At 70.3% G+C, this 22,630-nt stretch carries 19 protein-coding genes; 10 read left to right on the top strand and 9 right to left on the bottom strand.

The window, feature by feature from the left end; genetic code table 11:
* The first annotated feature begins 179 nt into the window (after nucleotides 1–179).
* Nucleotides 180–1,253, top strand: coding sequence for a class I SAM-dependent methyltransferase (locus ABT367_RS21870; RefSeq protein WP_434975510.1), 1,074 nt, complete (start codon nucleotides 180–182; stop codon nucleotides 1,251–1,253).
* Nucleotides 1,250–2,068 carry a DUF1295 domain-containing protein gene (locus ABT367_RS21875; protein WP_352254748.1) on the top strand — a complete coding sequence of 273 codons (819 nt, stop codon included), beginning with the start codon at nucleotides 1,250–1,252 and terminating at the stop codon, nucleotides 2,066–2,068. Before ABT367_RS21870 ends, ABT367_RS21875 begins: the two co-directional genes overlap by 4 nt.
* A gap of 99 nt (nucleotides 2,069–2,167) precedes the next feature.
* On the opposite strand, the gene ABT367_RS21880 is transcribed toward ABT367_RS21875, so the two are convergent.
* The 3 genes from ABT367_RS21880 to ABT367_RS21890 all read right to left on the bottom strand — a co-directional run bounded on the left by ABT367_RS21880 (nucleotide 2,168) and on the right by ABT367_RS21890 (nucleotide 4,191).
* Entirely contained in the window at nucleotides 2,168–2,911 is a 744-nt protein-coding gene (locus tag ABT367_RS21880; RefSeq protein ID WP_352254749.1) for an anti-sigma factor, read from the bottom strand.
* Nucleotides 2,908–3,498, bottom strand: a complete 591-nt coding sequence (locus ABT367_RS21885) for a sigma-70 family RNA polymerase sigma factor (protein ID WP_352254750.1) — start codon at nucleotides 3,496–3,498, stop codon at nucleotides 2,908–2,910. The genes ABT367_RS21880 and ABT367_RS21885 overlap by 4 nt, the downstream gene beginning before the upstream one ends.
* A 102-nt stretch (nucleotides 3,499–3,600) precedes the next feature.
* Nucleotides 3,601–4,191 (bottom strand): RNA polymerase sigma factor, encoded by a 591-nt coding sequence (locus tag ABT367_RS21890; RefSeq protein ID WP_434975511.1) that lies wholly within the window; start codon nucleotides 4,189–4,191, stop codon nucleotides 3,601–3,603.
* 238 nt (nucleotides 4,192–4,429) lie between these two features.
* Here ABT367_RS21890 and ABT367_RS21895 point away from each other — a divergent pair, with 238 nt between their 5' ends.
* Both ABT367_RS21895 and ABT367_RS21900 read left to right on the top strand, forming a co-directional pair.
* On the top strand, nucleotides 4,430–5,488 hold the full coding sequence (locus ABT367_RS21895; RefSeq protein ID WP_352254751.1) for a MerR family transcriptional regulator: 1,059 nt from the start codon (nucleotides 4,430–4,432) through the stop codon (nucleotides 5,486–5,488).
* A gap of 273 nt (nucleotides 5,489–5,761) precedes the next feature.
* Nucleotides 5,762–7,138 (top strand): cryptochrome/photolyase family protein, encoded by a 1,377-nt coding sequence (locus ABT367_RS21900; protein ID WP_352254752.1) that lies wholly within the window; start codon nucleotides 5,762–5,764, stop codon nucleotides 7,136–7,138.
* Nucleotides 7,139–7,163: 25 nt separating this feature from the next.
* On the opposite strand, the gene ABT367_RS21905 is transcribed toward ABT367_RS21900, so the two are convergent.
* Complete coding sequence (locus tag ABT367_RS21905) at nucleotides 7,164–9,254, bottom strand: MMPL family transporter (RefSeq protein WP_352254753.1); 2,091 nt, start codon at nucleotides 9,252–9,254, stop codon at nucleotides 7,164–7,166.
* Between the two features lie 129 nt (nucleotides 9,255–9,383).
* On the opposite strand from ABT367_RS21905, the gene ABT367_RS21910 reads away from it, so the two are divergent.
* The 3 genes from ABT367_RS21910 (at nucleotide 9,384) to ABT367_RS21920 (ending at nucleotide 12,728) form a co-directional block, all read left to right on the top strand.
* The gene (locus tag ABT367_RS21910; protein ID WP_434975512.1) at nucleotides 9,384–11,027 is read left to right on the top strand and encodes an SDR family oxidoreductase; all 1,644 of its coding nucleotides are present in this window, start codon (nucleotides 9,384–9,386) and stop codon (nucleotides 11,025–11,027) included.
* Nucleotides 11,028–11,381: 354 nt separating this feature from the next.
* Nucleotides 11,382–12,227 (top strand): hypothetical protein, encoded by an 846-nt coding sequence (locus tag ABT367_RS21915; RefSeq protein ID WP_352254755.1) that lies wholly within the window; start codon nucleotides 11,382–11,384, stop codon nucleotides 12,225–12,227.
* 69 nt (nucleotides 12,228–12,296) lie between these two features.
* Entirely contained in the window at nucleotides 12,297–12,728 is a 432-nt protein-coding gene (locus tag ABT367_RS21920; protein ID WP_352254776.1) for a DUF5959 family protein, read from the top strand.
* Nucleotides 12,729–12,795: 67 nt separating this feature from the next.
* Here the strand turns inward: ABT367_RS21920 and ABT367_RS21925 are convergent, their stop codons facing one another.
* The 4 genes from ABT367_RS21925 to ABT367_RS21940 form a co-directional block, all read right to left on the bottom strand.
* A complete protein-coding gene (locus ABT367_RS21925; RefSeq protein WP_352254777.1) occupies nucleotides 12,796–13,311 on the bottom strand; it encodes a MarR family winged helix-turn-helix transcriptional regulator in 516 nt (171 codons plus the stop codon).
* 158 nt (nucleotides 13,312–13,469) lie between these two features.
* Nucleotides 13,470–14,573 (bottom strand): hypothetical protein, encoded by a 1,104-nt coding sequence (locus ABT367_RS21930; protein ID WP_352254756.1) that lies wholly within the window; start codon nucleotides 14,571–14,573, stop codon nucleotides 13,470–13,472.
* Nucleotides 14,574–14,728: 155 nt separating this feature from the next.
* Complete coding sequence (locus ABT367_RS21935; protein WP_352254757.1) at nucleotides 14,729–15,037, bottom strand: hypothetical protein; 309 nt, start codon at nucleotides 15,035–15,037, stop codon at nucleotides 14,729–14,731.
* A gap of 228 nt (nucleotides 15,038–15,265) precedes the next feature.
* The gene (locus ABT367_RS21940) at nucleotides 15,266–17,065 is read right to left on the bottom strand and encodes a helix-turn-helix domain-containing protein (RefSeq protein ID WP_352254758.1); all 1,800 of its coding nucleotides are present in this window, start codon (nucleotides 17,063–17,065) and stop codon (nucleotides 15,266–15,268) included.
* Between the two features lie 167 nt (nucleotides 17,066–17,232).
* On the opposite strand from ABT367_RS21940, the gene ABT367_RS21945 reads away from it, so the two are divergent.
* From ABT367_RS21945 to ABT367_RS21955, 3 genes are read left to right on the top strand one after another with little or no spacing between them, the layout of a single operon-like run.
* Nucleotides 17,233–18,585 carry an MFS transporter gene (locus tag ABT367_RS21945; RefSeq protein ID WP_352254759.1) on the top strand — a complete coding sequence of 451 codons (1,353 nt, stop codon included), beginning with the start codon at nucleotides 17,233–17,235 and terminating at the stop codon, nucleotides 18,583–18,585.
* On the top strand, nucleotides 18,582–20,054 hold the full coding sequence (locus tag ABT367_RS21950; RefSeq protein ID WP_352254760.1) for an AMP-binding protein: 1,473 nt from the start codon (nucleotides 18,582–18,584) through the stop codon (nucleotides 20,052–20,054). Before ABT367_RS21945 ends, ABT367_RS21950 begins: the two co-directional genes overlap by 4 nt.
* Nucleotides 20,055–20,110: 56 nt before the next feature.
* Nucleotides 20,111–21,766 carry a tannase/feruloyl esterase family alpha/beta hydrolase gene (locus ABT367_RS21955; RefSeq protein WP_352254761.1) on the top strand — a complete coding sequence of 552 codons (1,656 nt, stop codon included), beginning with the start codon at nucleotides 20,111–20,113 and terminating at the stop codon, nucleotides 21,764–21,766.
* Between the two features lie 31 nt (nucleotides 21,767–21,797).
* On the opposite strand, the gene ABT367_RS21960 is transcribed toward ABT367_RS21955, so the two are convergent.
* Complete coding sequence (locus ABT367_RS21960) at nucleotides 21,798–22,523, bottom strand: VWA domain-containing protein (RefSeq protein WP_352254762.1); 726 nt, start codon at nucleotides 22,521–22,523, stop codon at nucleotides 21,798–21,800.
* Nucleotides 22,524–22,630 lie beyond the last annotated feature (107 nt).

A 22,630-nucleotide genomic window follows, 5' to 3' on the forward strand; every position in this document is an offset into this window, starting at 1 on the left:
GTCCGGCTCCCGTGCGGCTACGGGCAGCCGATGCGGACCGGTGGCCCGATGTGGCGTCCGTCCCGCGTTGTCCGGCGCCGAGACGGGCCGTCGCCCGGGCGCTCGTGCGCCGGGCCCTGGACCGGCTGCCCCTGCGGGCCGAGCTGGGGACCGAGGAAGTCCGCGGTCAGGGAGGGCCGTTGCTGGTCGTACACGACGAACCCGCCTTCATGAGCCGGATCGCGACGGGCGGGCTGATCGGTTTCGGCGAGTCCTACATGGCGGGGGAGTGGGACGCCGAGGACCTGACCGGGGTTCTCGAAGTGCTCGCCGGCAACGTCGCGACGCTGATCCCGCCGTCACTGCAGCGGCTGCGCGGACTGTGGGCCGTGCGCCAGCCCGCCGCGCAGCGCAACACACCCACGGGCGCGCGCACCAACATCCATCGGCACTACGACCTGTCGAACGACTTGTTCGCCTTGTTCCTCGACGGCACCCTCACCTACTCCTCCGCCTGCTTCGACGAACTGCCTGCCAGCCGCGCGCAGCTCACCTCAGCCCAGCACCGCAAGATCGACCTGCTGCTCGACCTGGCCGGCGTCGGACCCGGCACCCGGATGCTCGAAATCGGCACCGGATGGGGCGAGTTGGCGCTGCGGGCCGCAGGCCGCGGCGCGTACGTCCACTCCGTGACGCTCTCCGCCGAACAGCGGACCCTTGCGCGTGAGCGGCTCAGAGCGGCCGGACTCGACCACCGCGCGGAGGTGGAACTGTGCGACTACCGGCAGGTCGAGGGCGAGTACGACGCGATCGTCAGCGTCGAGATGATCGAAGCCGTCGGCGCGGAGTTCTGGCCGGACTACTTCCGCTGCCTGGACCGCCTGCTCGCACCGGGTGGACGCATCGCCCTGCAGGCGATCACCATGCCGCACGAGCGGATGCGCGCCTCGGCGGGCACCCACACCTGGATCCAGAAGTACATCTTCCCCGGCGGCCTGTTGCCCTCCGTCCGCGCGGTGGAGGAAACCCTCACGTCGCACACCACGCTGCGGGTGGAGGCGCGTGAGGGCTACGGCGCCCACTACGCCGAAACACTGCGACTGTGGCGCGAACGCTTCACCGAACGCGCCCTCGAAGCCGACGACTTGGGCTTCGACGCCACCTTCCGCCGCATGTGGACCTTCTACCTCGCCTACTCCGAGGCGGGCTTTCGCTCCCGCTATCTCGACGTCCAGCAATTCCTGCTCACCCGGCGCGACGGAGGTTCCCGATGACCACCACCGGATTCGACTGGGGCTCCTTCGCGGCCCAGCTGCCCTTCACCGCCGCAGCCGCCCTCGGCGTGCTGCTCGCGACCTTCGCCGTCGCGGTACGCAAGGATCTGCACCGGCTCGTGGACGTCGCCTGGGGGGTAGCCTTCTGCGCCGTGGCCCTCGTCTCGTACGCCCTGTCCGCGGGCCAGGGCGATGACGGACGGCGGCTGTGCGTCGCCGTCCTCACCGTCGTGTGGGGTCTGCGGCTCTCCGTGCACATCGCACGGCGGGGCCGGGGCCACGGTGAGGACCCGCGCTACGAGCAGCTGCTCTCCAAGGCGCCGGGCAGCAGGGCGGCTTACGCCTTGCGGATGGTGTACCTGCTGCAGGGAGGCCTCGTGTGGCTGGTGTCCCTGCCGGTCCAGTCCGCGATGTACATCGAGGGGGCGATGAGCCCGGTCGCCGCCGTCGGGGCGGCGCTGTGGCTCCTCGGAATCGTCTTCGAGGCCGTCGGCGACCGGCAGTTGGCACGGTTCAAGTCCGACCCGGCCCACCGCGGCCGGATCATGGACCGGGGCCTGTGGTCCTGGACCCGGCACCCCAACTACTTCGGCGACTTCTGCGTCTGGTGGGGTCTGTTCCTGTTCGTCTGCGACTGGCCGCCGGCTGCCGCGGCCACGGTGATCGGCCCCCTCGTGATGAGCTACCTCCTGACCCGCGGCAGCGGCAAGGCCCTCCTGGAGCGCCACATGGCGGACAGGCCCGGCTACGCCGACTACCGCGAGCGGGTCAGCGGCTTCTTCCCGCGGCCGCCGCGCAAGGCGGCGGGAGGCTGAGGCGGCAGGAACGAGCCGGTGCGTCGGACGGGCCCGACGCACCGGCGGCGCCCGCGGGGGACTTGAACGGCGCCGTAGCGTTTCTTCCTTTTCACAGCCCTAGGCAGGGAACGCCATCACGCCCAGCGGCTCCGTCGTGGGCCGCGGTGAGCCGCCCGCCGGTTCCACCGTGAGGCCCATGCCGCTCGCCCCGTCGATGCGGCCGTCGAGCAGGACGACCCGCTCGGCGCCCGACCCGCTGAACACCCCGGCCGGGCGCATGACGTTCCCGTCGTTGAACCAGAGTTGGTACACCTTGCCGTCGGGCAGTTCCGGGAGGCCCGCCGCGACGAAGGCCGCTCGGTCCTGTGCGCGCGAGACGATGACGGTGCCGCGTGCCCCGTCGGCGAGTTGACCGGCCGCCACTTCGGCGTCCGGCGCGGCCAGAACCGCCGCCAACTCGTCCGCCCGCTGCTGCGCCTGGCGGGCCTGAGACCGGGCGTCCTCGGCCGACTCGTGCTGCCACACGGCGATCCCGCCGAAGGCCGCGGCAGCTGCCAGACACGCTGCAAGCGACAACCGGGGAAGTGCGCGGGCCCAGGTCTGCAGACGACCGCGCGAAGGCACCTCGGGCGGTTCCTGCCGGACCGTCTGGATGCGCTGCAGCACGTGCTCCCGCATGCGTGGGGGTGCGGGCACGGCGACGGCCAGCCCGAGGCGGGTGGTGGTGGCCGCCAGCTCCGCGACTTCCTGAGTGCACGCCTCGCAGGCGGCCAAGTGGCGCTCGAATGCGACACGTTCGACAGGGGCCAGCGCGTGCAGCACGTAGGCACCGGTGGAGGTGTGCAGGTCCGCGGTGGTCACGCGGTCACCCCCAGGCAGTCGCGCAGCCGGATCAGTCCGTCGCGCAGGCGGGTTTTGACCGTGCCCAAGGGGAGGGTGAGGAGCTGGGCGACCTCGCGATAGGTCAGCCCGCGGTAGTAGGCGAGGGTGACCGCCTCGCGCTGCAACGACGTGAGCGCTCCCAGACAGCGGCGCACACGCTGCTGTTCCAGGCGGCTTTCGACCTGCTCGGTGACCTGGTCGTACGCGGGGGTCTGATCGAGGAGCGCGGCTTTGTGCTCGCGCGCCGCGGTCGCCTCGACGGAGCGGACCCGGTCGACCGCACGCCGGTGCGCCAGAGTCATCACCCAGGTCATGGCACTGCCCTTGTCGGGACGGAACCGCGCGGCGGTCCGCCACACCTCGACAAGGACCTCCTGGGCGACTTCCTCCGACTGGGCCGGATCACGCAGCACGCTGCGTACCAGACCGAGTACGGGTGCGCTGACCTGGTCGTAGACCTGTGTGAACTGCTCCTGGTCTCCCCGTGCCACCGCGGCCAGCGCCGTGGCAAGATCCACGCCCCGGGAGGGGCGGGTGCCGGCGTCGCTGCTCTCTGTTGCCCTCACGGATCTCCTCATCGCCTGTGCGCATGTGGTGAAGTCACACGCCACGAGTGATTCGATGCGACCCCTGGTGGCGGATTGGTCTCGGGGCGGAGAAACCCCCGGTCAGCGCAGATTCGGCGCGAGGCTGTCGCGCAGCACGTGCAGTCCGCGCCGCACATGGCTCTTGACCGTGCCGAGCGGAAGCCCGGTGCGCTGGGCGATCTGCGTCTGGGTGAGGTCCGAGTAGTACGCCAGGCGCAGAACCTTCCGCTGCTCGGCGGACAGCCGGTCGAGCTCGTGCTGGATCACGATGCGGTCCACGGCCTGTTGCGCGAGAAGTCCGTCCGGCAGGGTGACGAGCTCTTGAGGTGCTGTCTGTGAGGCGGCCGCGACCAGCTTGGTCCTGCGGGTGCGTGCCGCGAGCGCGTCGGCGATCTTGTGGCGGGTGATGCCGAGGAGCCAGGCGCGCGCGTTGCCGCGCTCGGGCCGGAAGCCGGCACGGCCACGCCATGCGGCCACGAAAACCTGCTGGGTGACGTCCTGCGCTTCGAACTCGTCGCCGAGTGCGCGCCGTGCCACCGTGTGCACCAGCGTTCCCCACTCGTCGTACAGCTGTCGGAAGACCGTGTCGTCGCCCTGCGCGAACGCGGCCTCGAACGTGTCCTGCGCGCGGTCGGCTCCGTCGGCCGCAGTCTCGGCTGTCGTGGTCGTCACGACCCCTCCTTCGACAGGTACGCCAGGCAGTGCACCGTTTCCCTGAAGCGAGGTTCATCCGAGGCGGAAGCAGCGCACAACACGCGTCGTTTGTGCATCGTTTAGGGAGGCGGAGCGAACGCGGCGCTGGAACACTGGCAGTCGGCCGCGGCGACGATCCGGCCCGCGTGTGCCTCCGTATGCAGGCGAAACAGGGAAGTACGGGTGCGGGGCGTGACACCGAGGTGAGGAGCGGCAGATGACGGGCGAGCCGGACGGCCGGGACGGCGGACCACCGGGCGAGGAATCGTCCGGGCTCGCCGACGCCTCGCTGACCACTGGGGCTCTGGCCCGCAGGCTCGGCGTCGCCGCCACCACCCTGCGCACCTGGGAGCGGCGTTACGGCATCGGTCCGAGGAGCCGTGAGGAGGGCCGCCACCGACGCTGGCGGCCGGCCGATGTCGCCAGGATCGAGCACATGTGCCGGCTGACCGCGCAGGGCGTCGCGCCGGGCGAAGCCGCCCGCCTCGCGCTGGCCGGGTCACCACCGAGCACGACGGACCCCGTGACTGTGCGGCAGTCCCTCGGCCAGGGTGCGGCACCCGGCGAGTACGGCGAGCTGCCGCTCGGCCAGGTCTGGCCCGAGAGCCGCGGACTCGGACGCGCGGCGGTCCGTCTGGACGCGGGTGCGGTGCAGGCCAGGCTGCGTGCGGCGGTCGACACCTACGGTGTGGTCGTCGCCTGGGAGCAGATCATCGCCCCGACGCTGCACGCGGTCGGCCGCAAGTGGGCCACATCCAGTGAGTGTTATGTGGACGTCGAACATCTGCTGTCCTGGCATGTCTCCACGACGCTGCGATCGGCTGTTCGAGCGCCGGAGCACGAGCCCTTGCTGCCTCCGGTCCTGCTGGCCTGTATGCCCGAGGAGCAGCACTGCCTGGCGATCGAGGCGCTGTGGGCCGCGCTCGTGGAACGTGGACTGCCCACGCGCATCTTCGGCGCCGGGGTCCCGGTGGAAGCCCTCGAGTCGGCCGTGCGGCGCATCGGTCCGTGCGCGGTCGTGCTCTGGTCGCAGACCCGGCAGACCGCCGATCTCTCCGTGGTCAGGGCGCTGCTTTCCCTGGAGTGGGGTGTCCGCGGCGCCCGCAGCCACCCCTTGGTCCTCCTGGCCGGACCGGGCTGGAGGAGTGCGGTGCACGAGCAAGGAGCAGGCCGTCTCACGGGTCTGGCGTCCGGGCTCGCGGTGCTCGAATCACTGTTCCGTGCGGTGACGCAGTCCTCCGCGGCCCCGCCCGGGCCCCTTCCCGCCGACGAGTGACCTCCATCGGCCGTCGGTCATGCGTCACTCCCGCGGACGCATGACCGACGACCGGGATGGGGGAGTGGTCGTGGTCTTCGGAGGGCTCTCCGCCCGTCTCCGGAGGGGCGCTCCGCTGGGGATTCGCGGCTGGACGGACCGTGGATGCATCAATTCAGGCCACAGGAGGGTGCATCCGTATGTCTCCCGCGCGGGGAAAGGTGGGTGTGACCGCTTCGACCCTCGTCACCGACCGGCGGCCACCCGCCCCGAAGCTCTCCTGAAGGAACGCTCATGACCGTGTCGGTCGTCCTGTTCACCTCCGACCTCCGCCTGCACGACCACCCGCCGCTGCACGCCGCCCTGGACCGGTCGCGCGAGGTGGTGCCGCTGTTCGTACGGGACCGTGCCGTGGACGCGGCCGGCTTCGCCGCGCCCAACCGCCTGGCGTTCCTGGCGGACTGCCTGGCCGACCTCGATGCGGGGCTGCGGGAGCGAGGCGGCCGCCTGGTGCTGCGATCGGGGGACCTCGCGGACGAGGTGGGCAAAGTGGTCACCGAAACCGGCGCCGAGGAGGTGCACCTGGCGGCCGATCACAGCGCGCATGCCCGTCGCCGGGAGGAGCAACTGAGCACGGTCCTCGGGACGTTGGGATGCCGTCTGACCGTGCACGACACCGTCAACACCGTGGTGGCCCCCGGCACGGTGACCCCGGCCTCATCGGACCACTTCGCGGTCTTCACCCCGTACCACCGGCATTGGGCACAGCAGCCGGTGCGCACCCCGCTGCCGGCTCCGCGCACGGTGCGGGTGCCCGAAGGCGTCGGCTCGGAGCCGCTTCCCGTACGCGGATACATCACCGGTGTCTCACCCGCGCTCGCGGCCGGCGGCGAGTGGCCGGCCCGCCAGCAACTGAGCGCGTGGCTGCGCAGCGGTCTGGGTGAGTACGAGGACGGCCACGACGACCTCGGCGGCGACCGTACGTCGCGGCTCTCGCCGCATCTGCACTTCGGCACGCTGTCCCCGGTCGAATGCGTCCAGCGGGCGCTGCGCAAAGGAGGAGCGGGCGCCGAGGCCTTCGTACGGCAGCTGGCCTGGCGCGACTTCCACCGGCAGGTGCTCGCCGCCCGCCCCGCCGCGGCCAAGCGGAACTACCGCTCCCAGCACGACCGTTGGCGCACATCGGTATCGGCCCGTCAGGACTTCGAGGCCTGGAAGGAAGGCCGCACCGGATATCCCGTCATCGACGCGGCCATGCGGCAGCTGCGCCACGAAGGCTGGATGCACAACCGCGGCCGCCTGCTCACCGCGAGTTTCCTCAGCAAGACCCTGTACGTGGACTGGCGCGTCGGCGCCGAGTACTTCCTGTCCCTCCTTGTCGACGGGGACGTGGCCAACAATCAGCTCAACTGGCAGTGGATGGCCGGAACCGGCACCGACTCGCGCCCCAACCGGGTCCTCAACCCGGTGACTCAGGCCAAGCGCTACGACCCGGACGGCGTCTACACGCGCCGCTGGGTGCCGGAACTGGCGGACGTCGCGGCCCCGTTCGTGCACGAGCCGTGGAAGCTCCAAGGACTCGAGCGTGCCGCGATCGACGATTACCCCGACCCCATCGTGGATCTGGCGGACGGACTGGCCCGGTTCAAACGGGCTCGCGGCCGGACGTGACGACGCGCCACGCCCGGCCTTGGGGCTAGGCGTCGCCGGGTGTGCGGCTCAGTGCTCCCGGCCACCACGCCGGACGCCCGATGTCGCGTACCAACGCCGGGACGAGGAGGGACCGTACGACCAAGGTGTCCAGGAGCACGCCGAACGTGACGATGAACGCGATCTGCACCAGGAACGACAGCGGGATCACCGCAAGGGCGGCGAACGTGGCGGCGAGCACCACACCCGCCGAGGAGATCACGCCTCCGGTCGCCGTGAGTCCGCGGAGCACCCCTTCGCGCACGCCGTGGCGCAGGGACTCCTCCCTGACCCGGGACATCAGGAAGATGTTGTAGTCCACGCCGAGCGCCACCAGGAAGACGAAGCCGTACAGCGGTACGGACGGGTCGGTGCCGCCGAAGCCGAGGACGTGCTCGAAGACGAGGGCGGAAACGCCCAGTGTGGCAAGGAAGTTGAGCGCGACGGTCGCGACGAGCAGCAGGGGCATGGCCAGCGAGCGGAGCAGCCCGACGAGGATCACGAGGATGATCGCCAGGACCACCGGGACGATGACCGTGCGGTCGTCCTGCGCGGTGCGCTGGGTGTCGTACTGCTGGGCCGTGTACCCACCGACCAGCGCATCGGCGCCGGGAACCGCGTGCACCGCGGTGCGCAGCCTGGCGACGGTGTCCTTGGCATCATCGCTGTCCGCGGCGGCGCGCAGTGTCGCGTCGATGCGCACGCGTCCGTCCACGACGAGGGGTTTCCCGCCGCCTGGTCGGCCGGAGGCGCTCGCCGGGGCGGCCGACGAGACACCGTCGGTGTCCTCGATCGCGGCAAGCACGGGCTCCAGCCGGTCGGCGTCGGCGATCACCACGGCCGGGTTGCCCGAGCCGCCGGGAAAGTGCCGGCCGAGCGTCTCCTGAGCGGCCACGGAGGAGGTCTCGTTGACGAACACCTCGTCCAGAGGCACGCCCTTGGAGGTGAGCATCGGGGCGAAGCCGGCGCAGATCAGCAGGGCCGCGAGCGTGCCCGCCCAGACCTTGCGCGGCGCCCGGTCCACCAAGTCCGCGATCCTCGTCCACACCCCGTGACCCGCCGACTCCCGCGCGGACTTGGGCTTCGCCGGCCAGTACGCGGCGCGACCGAGCAGCACGAGGACGGCGGGCAGGAACGTGAGGGTGCTGAGCACGGCGCACACGATGCCGATCGCGCCGACGGGCCCGAGAGCCCGGTTGTTGGTGAGATCACTGAGCAGCAGCGCGAGCAGTCCGAGGGCCACGGTGGCTCCGCTCGCGACGACCGGCCCGAACGACCGCCTCAGCGCCGACCGCATCGCCTGCATACGGTCACCGCTTACGGGCAACTCCTCGCGGAATCGTGCCGTGAGCAGCAGCGCGTAGTCGGTCGCGGCGCCGATGACGAGGATCGAGAGGATGCCCTGCACCTGGCCGTCGACCCGTACGACGTCGTGGTCGGCGAGCGCGTAGACGATCGCGCAGGCGAGCCCCAGGGCGAACACCGCGCCGAGGATGATCACGAGCGGCAGCAGCAGACTGCGGTACACGAGCAACAGGATCAGCAGCACGGTGACGAGGGCGGCGGCAAGGAGCAGGCCGTCGATGCCGGCGAACGCGTCGGACAGGTCGGCCTGACTCGCCGCCGGGCCCGCGATCTGCGCCTGCGTGCCGGACACCTTCGCCGCGGCGGAGTCCACCCGGGCGAGCACATCCGGCAGTTTCTCCCCGAGGTCCGGCCGCAGTTGGACGATGCCCTGCATGGCTTCGCCGTCCTCGGACAGCACCGCGGGGGAGGGGCTCCCGACCGTGCCGTCCGCGCCCTTGAGCGAGGCGAGCGCCTCGGTGGCCGCCGCGAGCTGCGCCTTCCCGAGCTTCTGGCCCGCCTCCTCGCCGGTCCACACGACGATCGCGGGGAGCGTCTCCTCTTGCCGGAACTGACGCTGGGCGTCCAGGACTTGAGTGGACTCGGCGTTCCGTGGCAGGAAGGCGGCCTGATCGTTGGTGGCGACGTGCCCCAGCTTGCCCGCGTATGGCCCGAGCGTGCCGCCGATGCCCAGCCAGGCGATCAGCAGGACGACGGGAACCAGCCAGCGTGCGAGCCGTGCTCCGCTGAACATGAAGATCCTCTCGAATCGAGAAAGCTCGATGAAAAACAATCTCAATGATTGAAACATTCTCGTGCGGGCTGGATGAGGCCAGGGTGCCCCGCGCGACAACCGTGTATACGGCCCGACCATCGCGTTCGGATGCGGTGTGTCCTGCCGCGTTCTCGCCCGCATCCAAGAACCCTGGGACACCAGAAGGATCAAGAGGAGCCCGAACGGGATACGCCCCGCCGGGCGGAGCACGCGGAGGAGCACGTGAACACCGCAGACACCTCGTCGGGCCGGCACTGCCTGGTCACCGGCGCCACGGGATACATCGGCGGTCGCCTGGTGCCCGAACTGCTCGACGCCGGGCATCAGGTGCGCTGCCTCGCCCGGACCCCGCGCAAGCTGCGCGACCACCCGTGGGCAGGCCGCGTGGAGGTCGTACGCGGCGACGTGACCGACGCGTCCGACGTGGCCGAGGCGATGCGCGGCATCGACACCGCGTACTACCTGGTGCATGCGCTCGGAACGGGGCGTGGCTTCGAGGAGACCGACCGGGAGGCGGCCCGGATCTTCGGCGAACAGGCGCGGGCCGCGGGCGTGCGACGGATTGTCTACCTCGGCGGACTCACCCCCGAAGGCGTCCCGGAGGCGGAGCTCTCACCCCATCTGCGGTCCCGGGCGGAAGTCGGCAGGACCCTGCTCGCGTCCGGCGTGCCGACCGCGGTGCTGCGGGCCGCGGTCATCGTCGGCTCCGGGTCCGCCTCCTTCGAGATGCTGCGCTATCTCACCGAGCGTCTGCCGGCCATGATCACACCGAAGTGGGTGCGGACCAGGATCCAGCCCATCGCCGTCCGCGACGTGCTCCGCTACCTCGTCGGCTGCGCCGATCTGCCGGACGAGGTCCACCGCACCTTCGACGTCGGGGGACCCGACGTCGTCACGTACGTGGACATGATGCGCCAGTACGCGGTGATCGCCGGCCTGCCGCCGCGCCTGATCGTGCCCGTGCCCGTACTGACCCCTCGGCTGTCCAGCCACTGGGTCGGGCTCGTCACGCCGGTCCCGCGCTCGATCGCGAGACCGCTCACGGAGTCGCTGCGCCACGAAGTCGTCTGCCACGAACACGACATCGCCACCTATGTGCCCGATCTCCCAGGGCGCCCCATGCCTTTCGCCGCGGCCGTCGAACTGGCCCTGCAAAAGGTCCAGGACGCCCAGGTTGCCACCCGATGGTCCTCCGCCTCGGTCCCGGGCGCCCCGAGCGACCCGCTGCCCACCGACCCCGACTGGGCGGGCGGCAGCCTCTACACGGACTGCCGCGAACGCGGCGTGGACGTCGCCCCGCACGCCCTGTGGCGCGTCATCGAGGGAGTGGGCGGAGACAACGGCTGGTACTCCTTCCCAATCGCCTGGGCGGTCCGCGGCTGGCTCGACCGGCTCGTCGGCGGCGTGGGCCTGCGCCGCGGCCGACGCGACGCGCACCACCTGCGGGTGGGCGACTCCCTCGACTTCTGGCGCGTCGAGGAGATCGACCCCGGCCGCCTGCTCCGCCTGCGCGCCGAGATGCGGCTGCCCGGCCTCGCCTGGCTCGAGATGTACGTGGACCAGGACGCCCAGGGCCACACCCGCTACCGCCAGCGCGCCCTCTTCCATCCCCGGGGCCTGCTGGGGCATGCGTACTGGTGGAGCGTCGCGCCCTTCCACGCGGTGGTCTTCGGGGGCATGGCCCGCAACATTGCGCGGGCTGCGGAGCAGGAGTCGGCGCCTGCGAACTCGCTTGATGCCAAGGGCCCTTGAGTCCGGTGAGGGACGATGCGCCGGGAGTCCGGTCGCGGGCGGCGGCCAGTTGCGCTCGGATGCGGCGAGATTCCGGCGACCCGTCAGGCCGATCAAATCCCTTGGATTCACCTGCGAAACCCCGGCACAATCCCCCTTGGATCGGCGCAGGGGAGAGTTTGTTTGCACGTGTTCGTGTGTGCCGGGTGCGGTACGGAGCTGACAGCGCCGATGACCCGGGTAGCCCTCCCCGTACATACGCACTACGGGGCTTGGGAGGAACTTCATCCTCCGCTGATGGACCCCGCGACGTACGCGGTCGAGCCCCTGCCTACCGGGCCACCCTGGAGGTTGTGGGATGACGTCGGAGCGGAAGTGGCCGCCCAGCAAGGCGTGTTCGCGCGGACGTACCGCATCTCCTTCGGCGCGCGGAACAGGATTGTCATCGCCCCCGGAGACTCCCGGTCCATGATCCTCATCCCCGAGAAGTGCGAAGGCTACTGTCGCGGCGTCGACGGCCGGGACGGTCCGAACCTGGCGTGCCAGGGGTGCGGTCAGCCCGTGGCAACCCGCATGGACGACTGCGGCATGTGGCAGACGGTATGGCTCGAGCCCGGCTCGGTCGTACGCCGCGCGTCGGGGCTGCCGCCGGGGCCGGCTCAGGCTTGGAGTGATCTGGAACGCCCCGAGCATCGCGTTCCGCCCATCGACCCCGACGGGTCGTGGAGTCGCCGCTGGGAGGCGGCGGTCGGCGTCGCGCTGGCCCATCTTGTGGCGGTCACCGAGGCCCGTCCGGTGAGCCTGCCCATCGGTCCTGTCTCCGAGTTGCTCGGGCACGCGGTAGGTCGGTACCTGCCTGCCGGGCCAGATGCCCGGTCGTTGGCTCTCGGGGGACCGGGGCTCCTTCCACCCCGATCCCGGCCCGACGTTCTCGTCGTTCCGCGCCACCCCCTCACGGGGGCGCCCTGGCATCCGCCGGGCGATGACGGTGCTGTCGTGCCGTTGGACAGCGGAGTCTGGGCGTATCTCGCCCACCCCCGGGGCGAAACCTCGCCGATGCCCGCCACCGGAGTCATCCCGAAGGGCGTCCTCCGCGACGACTACTCGCTGCCGTCACGTCCGTGGCATCCGCTGAGGGCTAACGCGGACGCATTCGTCGGCACGCTGGTCCGGCTACCGGCAATACAGGGACCTCGGCTGCACGGGTTTCGCGACGAATGAAGTGGCGGGCGCACGTCCGCGGGGATGCTGTCGTCCGGATCCGACGCAAGGGAGTGGCTCTTGAATGACATGGCTCCGAGCGAGCTCATCTCTCTCGCCGATGACGAGGGGAACAGCGTCACGGTCACAGTGTCGGGACGCGATCCCCGATGGAGTGCCGGGCTGGCGGCGGAGATCGCGATCAGGACTCCCTTCGTGACCGGCCGACTCGACTTGGCCCTCTACGCCTCGAAACTGGACGGCTGGAAGGAAGCGCTGGACCGGCTCGACGCTGGTCAGGACGTCGCCTGGATGGAGATGAGCAGAGGGCCCTCGCTCCGCATCCAGCTCAACGGTGAGCGTGACTGCCCGGAGGTCGTCGTGGACGACGAGTCAGGGTCGATGGTTACCGTGCGGGTGCCGATCCTCCTTCCGGAGGACTGGATTGCTGACCATCGGCAGCGGCTGCGCCAAGTGATGGATCACTGGATTCCGCTGCTCTCCGCGAGCCGGTCGGAGTGACATCACTTGCGCGTGGCGGTGGTGCGCGCCGCGGAGCAGGAGCCCACGCCCACGAACTCGCAGCAGGCTAAGCGCCCTTGAGCCCGGTGCGGGCCGTCTCGGCGGGAGCGTGGTCGCGGGCGGTGGCCAGTTCGTCGTTGAGGGTGGCGAGGAAGCGTACGACGACGGCCAGTTCGGCGTCGGTGAAGCCGGCGCGTGCTTCGGTCGCGGCGGCGGCCAGCGGGCGGAAGAAGGCGCGGGCCGTGCGCTGGGCGTCGTTCACGTAGTGCAGGTGGACAACCCGGCGATCGGCGCTCTCGCGCGAGCGCCGGACGTGGCCGGCCCGCTCGAGCCGGTCGAGACAGGCGGTGACCGCGCCCGAGGTGAGGCCCAGGTGTTCGCGCAGCCGGCCCGGAGTGAGGGGTTCCTCCGCGTCGAGGATCGCGGCGAGGGCTTGTACGTCGGTCGCGTGCAGACCTTGCGTGGCGGCGAACCCGTGGACCACCCGGTTGATCTCACCGTTCATACGGCGCAACTGCACCGCCAAGGCGCGCAGGTCCGCGTCCGCCGGAGCAGGCAGGTCCGATTCCGTCCGCGCGTGCAGGTCCGCGTCGTTCGGCGCGGACGATGCCCGCCTGCTGCCGCGTACCGAATCTTCTGCACTCACCACCTGCCCACCTTATCGGTGGCGGGGGTGTGGCCAGGGCGGACGGCCCACCGAAGGGACCGCCCGCCCCGGCGCCAGGCGTCGAGGTGTGAGCCTCACCCTTGCCGTAGTGGCGGCATCGGTACGGGAACGGAGTAGGTCGACGCCCCCGCCCCGACCCCGCCTTCGCAGGTGTTCGGCGGCTGGGTGCCGAGCCCTCGGGTGGATGGCTTCTCGGCCGCCCAGAACATGTAGCCGAGCATGCCCGGTGTGGACCCCGCCCCGTTCGGCGCCACGTTCTGCACGTACGAACCCGTCGTACTCTGCAGCGAGCTCGCGAAGTTCGTGCACTCGGGCAGCGGCGAACGTCCGTACGCGATGTACAGGCCGCCAGTGAACTTGGCGGGCGCCAGCGGCGGCACCGGCGGTGCGAACTGCGGCTTGCCGTCCACGTGTTCCTGCCAGCTGGCGGTCGCCGCGCTCGCCGAGGGCTGGCGCGCCGGCACCATCGCGTTGGCGTAGTCGAGCACGGGCGTGTCCGTACGCAGCCAGTCGGCGGTCGCCTTGCGGTTGACGGCGATCAGCCACCGGTCGCCGGCCGCCACGTCGATGGTGAGCCGCGCGGCCGGCCTGCTGCCGCTCGCGTCGTACGGGTGCACCGAGCGGTAGGCGTCGATGAAGGCCTGCAGACCGGTGAGGTTCGGGTCGGTGTTCTGCTCGTAGTCGATCTCGATGCCGACACCGAGGCGGCTCGCCAACGCCGCTGCGTTGAGCCCGAGTTGGGTGGGGTTCTCGGCGAGTGCGGCATCCCATTCGTCGGTGTACGTGATCCCGCCGATGGACAGCATCACCCGCACTCCGCGCGAGGTGAAGTACTGCACGATCTCGGGGGTCATGCCCTTGGGGACACCGTCCACGGTCGTGGCGTCGTCGGTGAGACGCAGCAGTTTCTGCGGTTCGACGAAGCTGAGCACGACGACGTTCACGGAGGGACGTCCGTCGCCGCGGTCGATCAGCCAGTGGTTCATCGAGTCGAACTCGGCGACGGAGCGCACCCGTCCCCACGTGCAGAAGTCGTCACCGCAGTGCCAGGCCCCGTAGACCTGGGGCGGTGTGCCGGCCGCGGCGGAACTCGAGGGTGCGGTCGGGATCAGCAGCGCGACGAGCAGGCCGAGGACGGCGAGCAATCTGTGGCGTGCGAAGAAGGAGCGACGGCGCATACGAACCTCCGGAGGAGAGGGAGCGAGCGACCAGACGGCGCGGGCAGCATGGCAGGTCCATACCAACCCGACAAGACGGCGCGTACGCTCCCTGCTCCCTGCTCCCTGCTCCCTGCTCCTTCGCTCCGGTTCAGTTCACTTCACTTCAGCTCAGTTCACTTCAGCTCGCGTGAGTCCTTCAGGTCGCAGTTGGTGAAGGACGGTGCCCGTGTGCACAGCGCCGTGAGCTCTTCGTTGAGTTTGGCGACCTCGGGCCGCTCGTTATTGCGCATGGCGGCTTCGTGCGACTCGAACTCGATGATCGCGAGGTAGCGTCCCGACTTGTCGCGGTCCTGGAGCAGGATGCGGTGTGTGGGCCCACCGGACTTGCCCTGCATCTTCTGCTCGAAGCGGTCGAGCAGCTTGCGCAGCTCGTCGATCTTCTGAGTCTCGAAGGCGATGATCTGAACGAACTTCTGGCTCATGGGGGCCTCCCCCTCATGCCGTCGCGCCCCGGGCCGGAACGCGCTCGGGACCCAAGCAACCACCCCCACCGGCGCGCGGCAATCACCTGCGCACGCTTGCCGGGGCTGGGAATTCCTACGCCGTGTGGGGTCGGGAGCCGACGCCGTCCTGCGGATCCTCCGCAAGCCGTCCCAACGGCTCCGGCCGCCCCTCCGGTCAGCCGGCCCCCGCTCAGCCGGTCCCCGCGCTCAGCCCGTCCCCCCGACCGTGGCCCTCAACTCGTGCAGGCGCAGCGCCAGATGGAGGCGCAGCGCCGTGTCCGGGGAGCGCCAGTCCTCGCCGAGCAGGACCCCGATCCGGTCCAGGCGCTTGAGTAGGGTGTTGAGATGGACGTGCAGGGCGCGGGCCGTCCGGCTCAGGTTCCCGGAGTGGGCGAAGTAGGCGGCCGCCGTGGTCACGAGGTCGGTGGACCGCCGCCGGTCGTACGCGAGGAGCGTGCCGAGTTCGTCCTCGAGGAAACGGTTCAGATCGTCCGTGCGGTCGGGGTCGAAGACGAGCGCGTACATCCCGTACCGCTGCGTGGCGGCCCCCCGGTCCTGTTCGCCCAGGGCCCGCAGCACCTTGATGCAGCGCTGCGCCAGCGTGAACGAACGGGCACGTTCCTGACCCACGATCCGGTCGGCGACGAGGAGGCTCGGCGCACCGAGCGTACGGCCCAGCTCTTGGTGCAGGGCGCGGGCGGCGTCGTCCGCGTCCTCGGCGCGAAGGAGCATGGTCGCGCGCCCGAGGTATTCGCCCGCCAGCCCCGACCACCTGGCCGACAGGGGTTTGAGGTGCCGGACGATGTCGCTCGCGGATCTCTCCGGGCAGTCGGCCACGACCAGGGTGTCGAGGTGGTCGACGTCGACGCCGCGGGCGAGCGCCCGGTCGCGCTGGGCCGGGTGCAGGGGAGCGGGGGACATCAGCTCCATGAGGAGCTCGCCGCGGACCCGTTCCTCCGCTTCGACGCGGGCGTCGCGCATGAGGATGAGCATCCCCATGATCTGCGCGGAGCGTTCCAGCATGCGGACGTCCGCCGGCTCCGGCGGGTCCCGGCGGGCCAGGGACAGGAAGCCGAAGTGGCTTCCGCCGGCGCGTACGGCCACCACACTGCGGAAGGTGCCGTCCTCGCCCCGCACCGTGGCGCACCGCCCGGTGCCGCGTGCCTCTTCGCGCAGCTCCCGGGTCAAGTCGCCTCCAGCGCCCGCCTGTTGCCCCTCGGGGGAGCGGGTCGCGAGCACGATGTCGTCCCGGTCCTGGACGGTCACCGTGCCCTGCAGATGCTCGACGAGGAGCTGCGCGATATCGCCGGGACCGCCGCCGGTCAGCACCACGTGCGTGAGGGCTTCGTGTACGGACGCGGCGCGTTCCATCGTGGTGACCTGGTCCTCGATGGTGCGATACGCATCCGTGAGGCGCTCCAGTGAGCTGCGGGTCTGCTCGTAGAGCCGGGCATTGTTCAGGGCCACCGCGGCATGGCTGGCGAAAGCGCTGAAGAGCGCCACCTCGTCCTTCTCGAAGGGACGCTCGCTGCGGTCGGCGGCGAACAGGGCGCCGATAGCCTCGTCGCCCACCAGGAGCGGGACGCCGAGCAGTGCCATGAGCCCTTCACGGGGGACCAGGAGATCGAAGGCGGGATCGTGGGGGAGGGCTTGTGCCTCACGGTAGTTGCTCACCCAGAACGGCGCCTTGGACTCGATCACGCGCCCGCCCAGGCCGAGTCCCGGTGGCAGCCGGGCCGAGGAGAACTCGGGCGAGATCGTTCCGGCGGACGCCCGGACGACCAGGCGCCCCTCCTCGTCGAGGAGCGACAGATAGGCGAAGTCGCTGCCGATCAGCTCATGGGCGTGCCGCACGATCGACCGCAGGACCTCGTCGACCTCACCGAGCGCTGTCAGTGAACGGGCGGTCGTGTACAGGCTGTTGAGCTCCCGCTCGCGCCGCAGCCGGTAGGCGGGCAGCTCGCCGTCGCCGTCGCCGTGGGTACGCCCGGAGTCTGTGCCTGCCATCGATACCCCCGCATGGAATCAGGTGGTTGATGCTTCCACCCGGATGTGGCTATGAGTGGATGTCCTTTCCATACTATGGGCGGCGCGCGCGGCCCTAACCTCGCCCCACGACACACGGCCGTACCGCGCGATGCGGTCTCCGTGCCCGACCCCTGGGAGTGAGAAGGATGTCGATTCCTGCCGACGGCGGCCTGTACGCCGTCGCGACCCGCAAGGCGATGCTGAGGCTGCTGCCCCTGCTGTGCCTCGCCTACTTCATGTCGTACGTCGACCGCACGAACATCGCGCTCGCGAAGACCCATCTGCAGGTGGACGTCGGTATCAGCGTGGCCGCGTTCGGCCTCGGCGCCGGCCTGTTCTTCCTGACGTACGCGCTCTTCGAGGTCCCCAGCAACCTGATCATGTACCGGGTCGGCCCGCGGCGCTGGATCGCCCGCATCGCGCTGAGCTGGGGTGCGGTCACGGCGCTGATGATGTTCATCGCGAACGACATCACCTTCTACATCGGGCGGATGGCGCTCGGCGCGGCCGAGGCAGGCCTCTACCCCGCGATGATGTTCATGATGACCCGGTGGTTCGCGCAGAAGGACCGCGCCACCGCGATCGGGTTCATCTACCTCGCGCCCACACTCGGGCTGCTCCTGGGCGGCCCGCTCGGCGGTGCGCTGATGGAACTCGACGACCTGGCCGGATTCCACGGCTGGCAGTGGATGTTCCTGATCGAGGGCCTGATCACGATGGTGATCGGCTTGGTGGTCCTCGCCTTCCTGCCCGAAGTGCCGTCCGACGCACGCTGGTTGCGAGCGGACGAGGCGGCGGCGCTGAGCGAACAGGCGAACAGGGGCGCCGATCCCCGCGCCGGGCACAGCCTCAAGGGCAATCTGGGCCAGGCGTTCGGGCGGCCGTTCATCCTGCTCATCGGGATCATCTACTTCCTCAACCAGGTCACGATGAACGGGGTCACGTTCAACGTGCCATCGATCATCGAGTCGTTGGACGTGAGCGGATCGTTCCTGATCGGACTGCTCAGCGGAGTGACGGGAATCGGGGGAACGATCGGCGTGCTCGTGATGCCGGCGGTGTTCCGGCGCCTTCCTCGCGAGTCCCTCACCATCGGTGTCCTGGCCGTGGCACCCGCGGCGATCGCGGCGGTGTACCTCGCGGTGTCGTCGCCCACCGTGCGCATCGTGCTGATCGGCATCATGTCCGCGATCATCTTCGGCACACTGCCGGTCTTCTGGTCCGTCGCCATGGCCCGTATGTCGGGCATCGTGGCCGCCGCCGGCCTGGCCTTCATCAACACCGTCGGACTGACCGGCGGATTCGTGGGGCCGTACTTGTTCGGACTGGCGGAGGCCGACTCCGGCGACCCCGCCTCCGGCTTCTCCATCGTGATCATCGCGTCCCTCGTCGGCGGCGCCCTCGCGGTGGCCCTGCACCGCGCGCTGCGGCACGAGGACGCCAAGTCCGCGCCGGCCGCGACCCCCGTCCCCGAGCGCAACCCGGAGGTGCAGCCGTGACGTTCCTGCCCGAGGAAGGATTCCCGCTGGCCGAGGTCCCCGGAGCGTACGCCGCAGAGGTGGGCGACACCGTGGCGGTACGGGCCGATGCCGGCGTGCTGACCTGGTCCGATCTGCACCGCGGGAGCAACCGCGTCGCACGGGGCCTGCTGGACGCCGGAGCTGCCACCGGCCGGATCGTGACCCTGCTGCTGCCCAACTCGACCGACCTGGTCCTGGCCGTGTTCGCCTGCTACAAAGCCGGTGCCACCCCGCAGGTCCTCTCCCCGAGGATGAAGCCGGCGGAACTCGACGCGATCCTCGAACTCGGCGACCCCGCCGTGGTGGTCACCGAACCAGGCGGCGCGCGACTCGGCCACAAGACCGTCGACGACCTGGCGGCCGGGCAGCCCGACCATGACCTGGACGCGGCCCTGGCACCCTCGTGGAAGGCCCCGACCTCCGGCGGATCCACCGGCCGCCCGAAGATCATCCTGTCCGGTCGGCCGGCGGTCACCTCCGGCTTCGATACGGGAATGTGGGGGATCGAACCGCGACAGCAGGCGCTGATCACCGCTCCGCTGCACCACAACGCCCCGTTCGTCACGGCCCTTTCGACCCTCTTCCTCGGCGGCACGGTCACCCTGCTGACCCGGTTCGACGCAGAGCGGACGCTGTCCGCGATCGACGAGTACGGCGTGGACTGGGTGTATCTCGTCCCCACGATGATGCGCCGCATCACGGCGCTCCCGGACGAGGTGCGCGACCGGTATGCGCTCGCCTCCCTGCGGTCGGTCTGGCACTGCGCCGAACCCTGCCCGGTGTGGCTGAAGCGGAAGTGGATCGAGTGGCTCGGCCCGGAGCGGATCTGGGAGTTGTACGGGGGCACGGAAGCCGAGGCCGGGTGCACCCTGCGCGGCGACGAATGGCTCCGGCACGTCGGCTCGGTGGGACAGGTGACCTGGGGAGAGATGAAGCTGCTCGACCTCGACGGCGCCGAGATCACCGCTCCCGATGTCTCCGGCGAGATCTATATGCGGGTGACCCCGGGGACGGCCGCCACCTACCGCTACATCGGCGCCGAACCCACCGCGCGCGACGGCTGGTCCTCGCTCGGGGACATCGGGCGGTTCGACGCCGACGGCTATCTGTATCTGCTCGACCGACGGTCGGACATGATCACCGTCGGCGGCGTCAACGTGTACCCGGCGGAGATCGAGGCCGCACTGGTCGAGCACGCACACGTCCTGACCGCGGTCGTGATCGGTCTGCCCGACGCGGACACCGGCAACCGGCTGCACGCGATCGTCCACACGCCCGAACGGGCCGCTGTCACCGCGGACGAGATCCGCGCCTTCCTCGACGGCCGGCTGTCACACCACAAGCTGCCGAAGACGATCGAACTGGTCCATGACTCCTTGCGCGACGCGGCGGGCAAGGTCCGCCGCTCCGAGCTGCGCGCCCAGCGCGTCACCGGGCTCGCCCCATGAACAGAGGCCAACCGATGACACATGGTCCAACCGACGACGACGGGAGGAACACGGCCGTGAACCCCAGCACTTCGGGAAGACGAACCCTCCGTATCGGAGGGATCCTCGCCGCCGCCACCGCACTGCTCGCCTCTTCGATGAGCGCGCGGCCGGCCGAAGCCGCCGGTGTACGGTGCGAGGCCCTTGTGGGGACGGCTGTCCCGGCGGCCGTCATCTCGCTCCCCACCAACGGCGGCAAGGTCACGTCGGCATCGCAGGTGACGGAGGCGGTCGGCGGCCGGAGCGTCACGTACTGCCGTATCGACGCGTCCCTCTTCCCCGTGGACCGCTCCGCACCCGCCATCGGGATGCGGCTCGCCCTGCCACGGGACTGGAACGGCAGATCGATGATGTTCGGCGGCGGCGGCTTCAACGGCACCATCCCCGATCTCCGGGCGAACGTTCCCTTCGGACCTCAGGACCGGCCTGTCCCCTTGGCGCGTGGATACGCGATGTACGCGAGCGACTCCGGGCATCAGGCGGATCCCGCCAAGCACCCCGTCGCGTCCCTTGACGGCTCCTTCGCGGTGAACGACGAGGCGCTGCGGAACTTCGCCGCCGGCGACGCGCTCAAGAAGACCCACGATGCCGCCCAGTTCCTGATCCGGCAGGGATACCGGGCCAAGCCTGCCCGGGTGTGCTTCGCCGGCGGGTCGACCGGTGGACGCGAGGCCCTGGCGGTGGTCCAGCGGTGGCCGGATGCCTTCGACGGCGTGATCTCCGCGTATCCGGCATGGAACAACCTCGCCGAAGCGCTCTATCTGGGCCACGCGACGCGGCAGTTGGCGCGGCCGGGTGCGTTCCCCGGCCCCGAGCAGCAGGCCCTGCTCCACACCAGTGTCATCCGGGCCTGCGACGGCCTCGACGGGCTGACGGACAAGGTCGTCTCGAACCCGGAGGCCTGCCGCTTCGCGCCGGAGCGGCTGCGCTGTCCCGACGGCGGCGACAGCGGACCCTCCTGTCTCTCGGACCGGCAGATCGCCTCGGTGAGGGCCATCTCCTCGCCGTGGAAGTGGCCGTACAAGGTCGCGAGCGGCGAACAGGGTTACCCCGGCTTCCCGTTCCTCTCCGGCGCCGACATGAGAACACCGCTCCTCGGATTCGGAACGACGGCACCCTCCACGCCCATGCCACTGACGAGCGGATACGGCATGCAGTACTGGGACCAGTGGGTGAGGTACTTCCTGACGCGGGACCCCGGCCACGACTCCCTGGCCGTCGACCCCGAGCGGCCGGGCGAGTGGCTCGACCGGATCAGCCGGCTGTCCGAGCTCCAGGACCTCAACCACGCGGATCTGCGCGCGTTCTCACGGTCGGGCGGCAAGCTCCTGCTGCTGCACGGCGCCGCCGACGAGCTCGTCTCACACCGCTCGACGAACGACTACTACGAGCGAGTGAGCGCCACGATGGGGGAGCGGGGAACGAAGGAGTTCTCGCGCTACTACCTCGTCCCCGGCGCCAACCACGCGAACTTCGGCACCCCCGCGTTCGCCGCCGCCTGGGACTCGGTCACCGCGCTCGAGCAGTGGTCCGAACACAACCGGGCCCCGAACGCTCCGGTCGTCACCGACGCACGCGACGGCAGGGCCCGCCCTCTGTGTGCGTACCCGCTGTGGCCGAAGTACCGGTCGGGCGACCCCGCCGGCGCGGGAAGCTTCACCTGCTCCCGTTGACACCATCTGCTCGGGACCGCCCGGGGTTTCCTTACGCGCCGGAATGGATGCCCTGCGCCCGTGCGGCGTCCAGCCAGCGCGGGAACTCCTGCACGAGCTGGTCGTAGAGCACGTCGTCCGGCACGGCGAGCGGGTCGTGTCCTGCGTGGAAGAACCCCGCGTTGTCGACAACACGCTTGTGGGGAACGGCGAGTTCGTCGAGTTTGCGCAGGAAGTCGAACTGCTTGCTGTGCGGGTCGCCGAAGCCGATGAACTGCCAGAACAGCGGCAGCTTCGCCGCCTTGCACACATAGCGTTCGGCGGCGAGCTTGTTGATCGGGCCACCGTCCGTCTGGAAGACCACCAGGGCAGGGGCGGTGGTGCCGCTGTCGAGGTAGTGGTCGATGACCGCGTCCATCGCGAGGTGGTAGCTGGTCTTGCCCATATGCCCGAGCCGGGACACGATCTGCTCGATCCGGCCCTGGTGGCCTGCCAGTTCGATGGTCTCGACCGCGTCGATGTCGGTGGAGAAGAAGACGGTGGGCACCTGGCCGTCGTCGTCGAGATGCGCCGAGAGCCCGAGCACGCGGTCGGCGAGCGCCTGCACACTGCCGTTCTTGTAGTACGGCTTCATCGAGCCGGAGTAGTCCACCACCAGGTAGACAGCGGCCCGTTGACCGTCGAGCCCGTGCTTGGTCAGGGACACCCCGGCACTCTTGTAGAGACTGACCAGCGCCGGCGCCGTCTCCTCCACCTTGCGCAGACTGATCGCCGCCATATCGCCGCCCCCTGGCTCGCCGTTCGGTACGGATTGCGAGGTTACGGCACATGCCTGTGCATCTGCGGGGCGGATGGTGTCAGTCGGAGGGTGGGAGGCGAGCGGGT

The sequence above is a fragment of the Streptomyces mesophilus genome (assembly GCF_040300965.1).
GTDB lineage: Bacteria > Actinomycetota > Actinomycetes > Streptomycetales > Streptomycetaceae > Streptomyces > Streptomyces mesophilus_A.

Bases quoted from the DNA above. Each gene is read 5' to 3' on its own strand.
- ABT367_RS21875 (WP_352254748.1), top strand. From the start codon at position 1,250: ATGACCACCACCGGATTCGACTGGGGCTCCTTCGCGGCCCAGCTGCCC.
- ABT367_RS21895 (WP_352254751.1), top strand. From the start codon at position 4,430: ATGACGGGCGAGCCGGACGGCCGGGACGGCGGACCACCGGGCGAGGAA.
- ABT367_RS21900 (WP_352254752.1), top strand. From the start codon at position 5,762: ATGACCGTGTCGGTCGTCCTGTTCACCTCCGACCTCCGCCTGCACGAC.
- ABT367_RS21905 (WP_352254753.1), bottom strand. From the start codon at position 9,254: ATGTTCAGCGGAGCACGGCTCGCACGCTGGCTGGTTCCCGTCGTCCTG.
- ABT367_RS21910 (WP_434975512.1), top strand. From the start codon at position 9,384: ATGCGGTGTGTCCTGCCGCGTTCTCGCCCGCATCCAAGAACCCTGGGA.
- ABT367_RS21920 (WP_352254776.1), top strand. From the start codon at position 12,297: ATGGCTCCGAGCGAGCTCATCTCTCTCGCCGATGACGAGGGGAACAGC.
- ABT367_RS21930 (WP_352254756.1), bottom strand. From the start codon at position 14,573: ATGCGCCGTCGCTCCTTCTTCGCACGCCACAGATTGCTCGCCGTCCTC.
- ABT367_RS21935 (WP_352254757.1), bottom strand. From the start codon at position 15,037: ATGAGCCAGAAGTTCGTTCAGATCATCGCCTTCGAGACTCAGAAGATC.
- ABT367_RS21940 (WP_352254758.1), bottom strand. From the start codon at position 17,065: ATGGCAGGCACAGACTCCGGGCGTACCCACGGCGACGGCGACGGCGAG.
- ABT367_RS21945 (WP_352254759.1), top strand. From the start codon at position 17,233: ATGTCGATTCCTGCCGACGGCGGCCTGTACGCCGTCGCGACCCGCAAG.
- ABT367_RS21960 (WP_352254762.1), bottom strand. From the start codon at position 22,523: ATGGCGGCGATCAGTCTGCGCAAGGTGGAGGAGACGGCGCCGGCGCTG.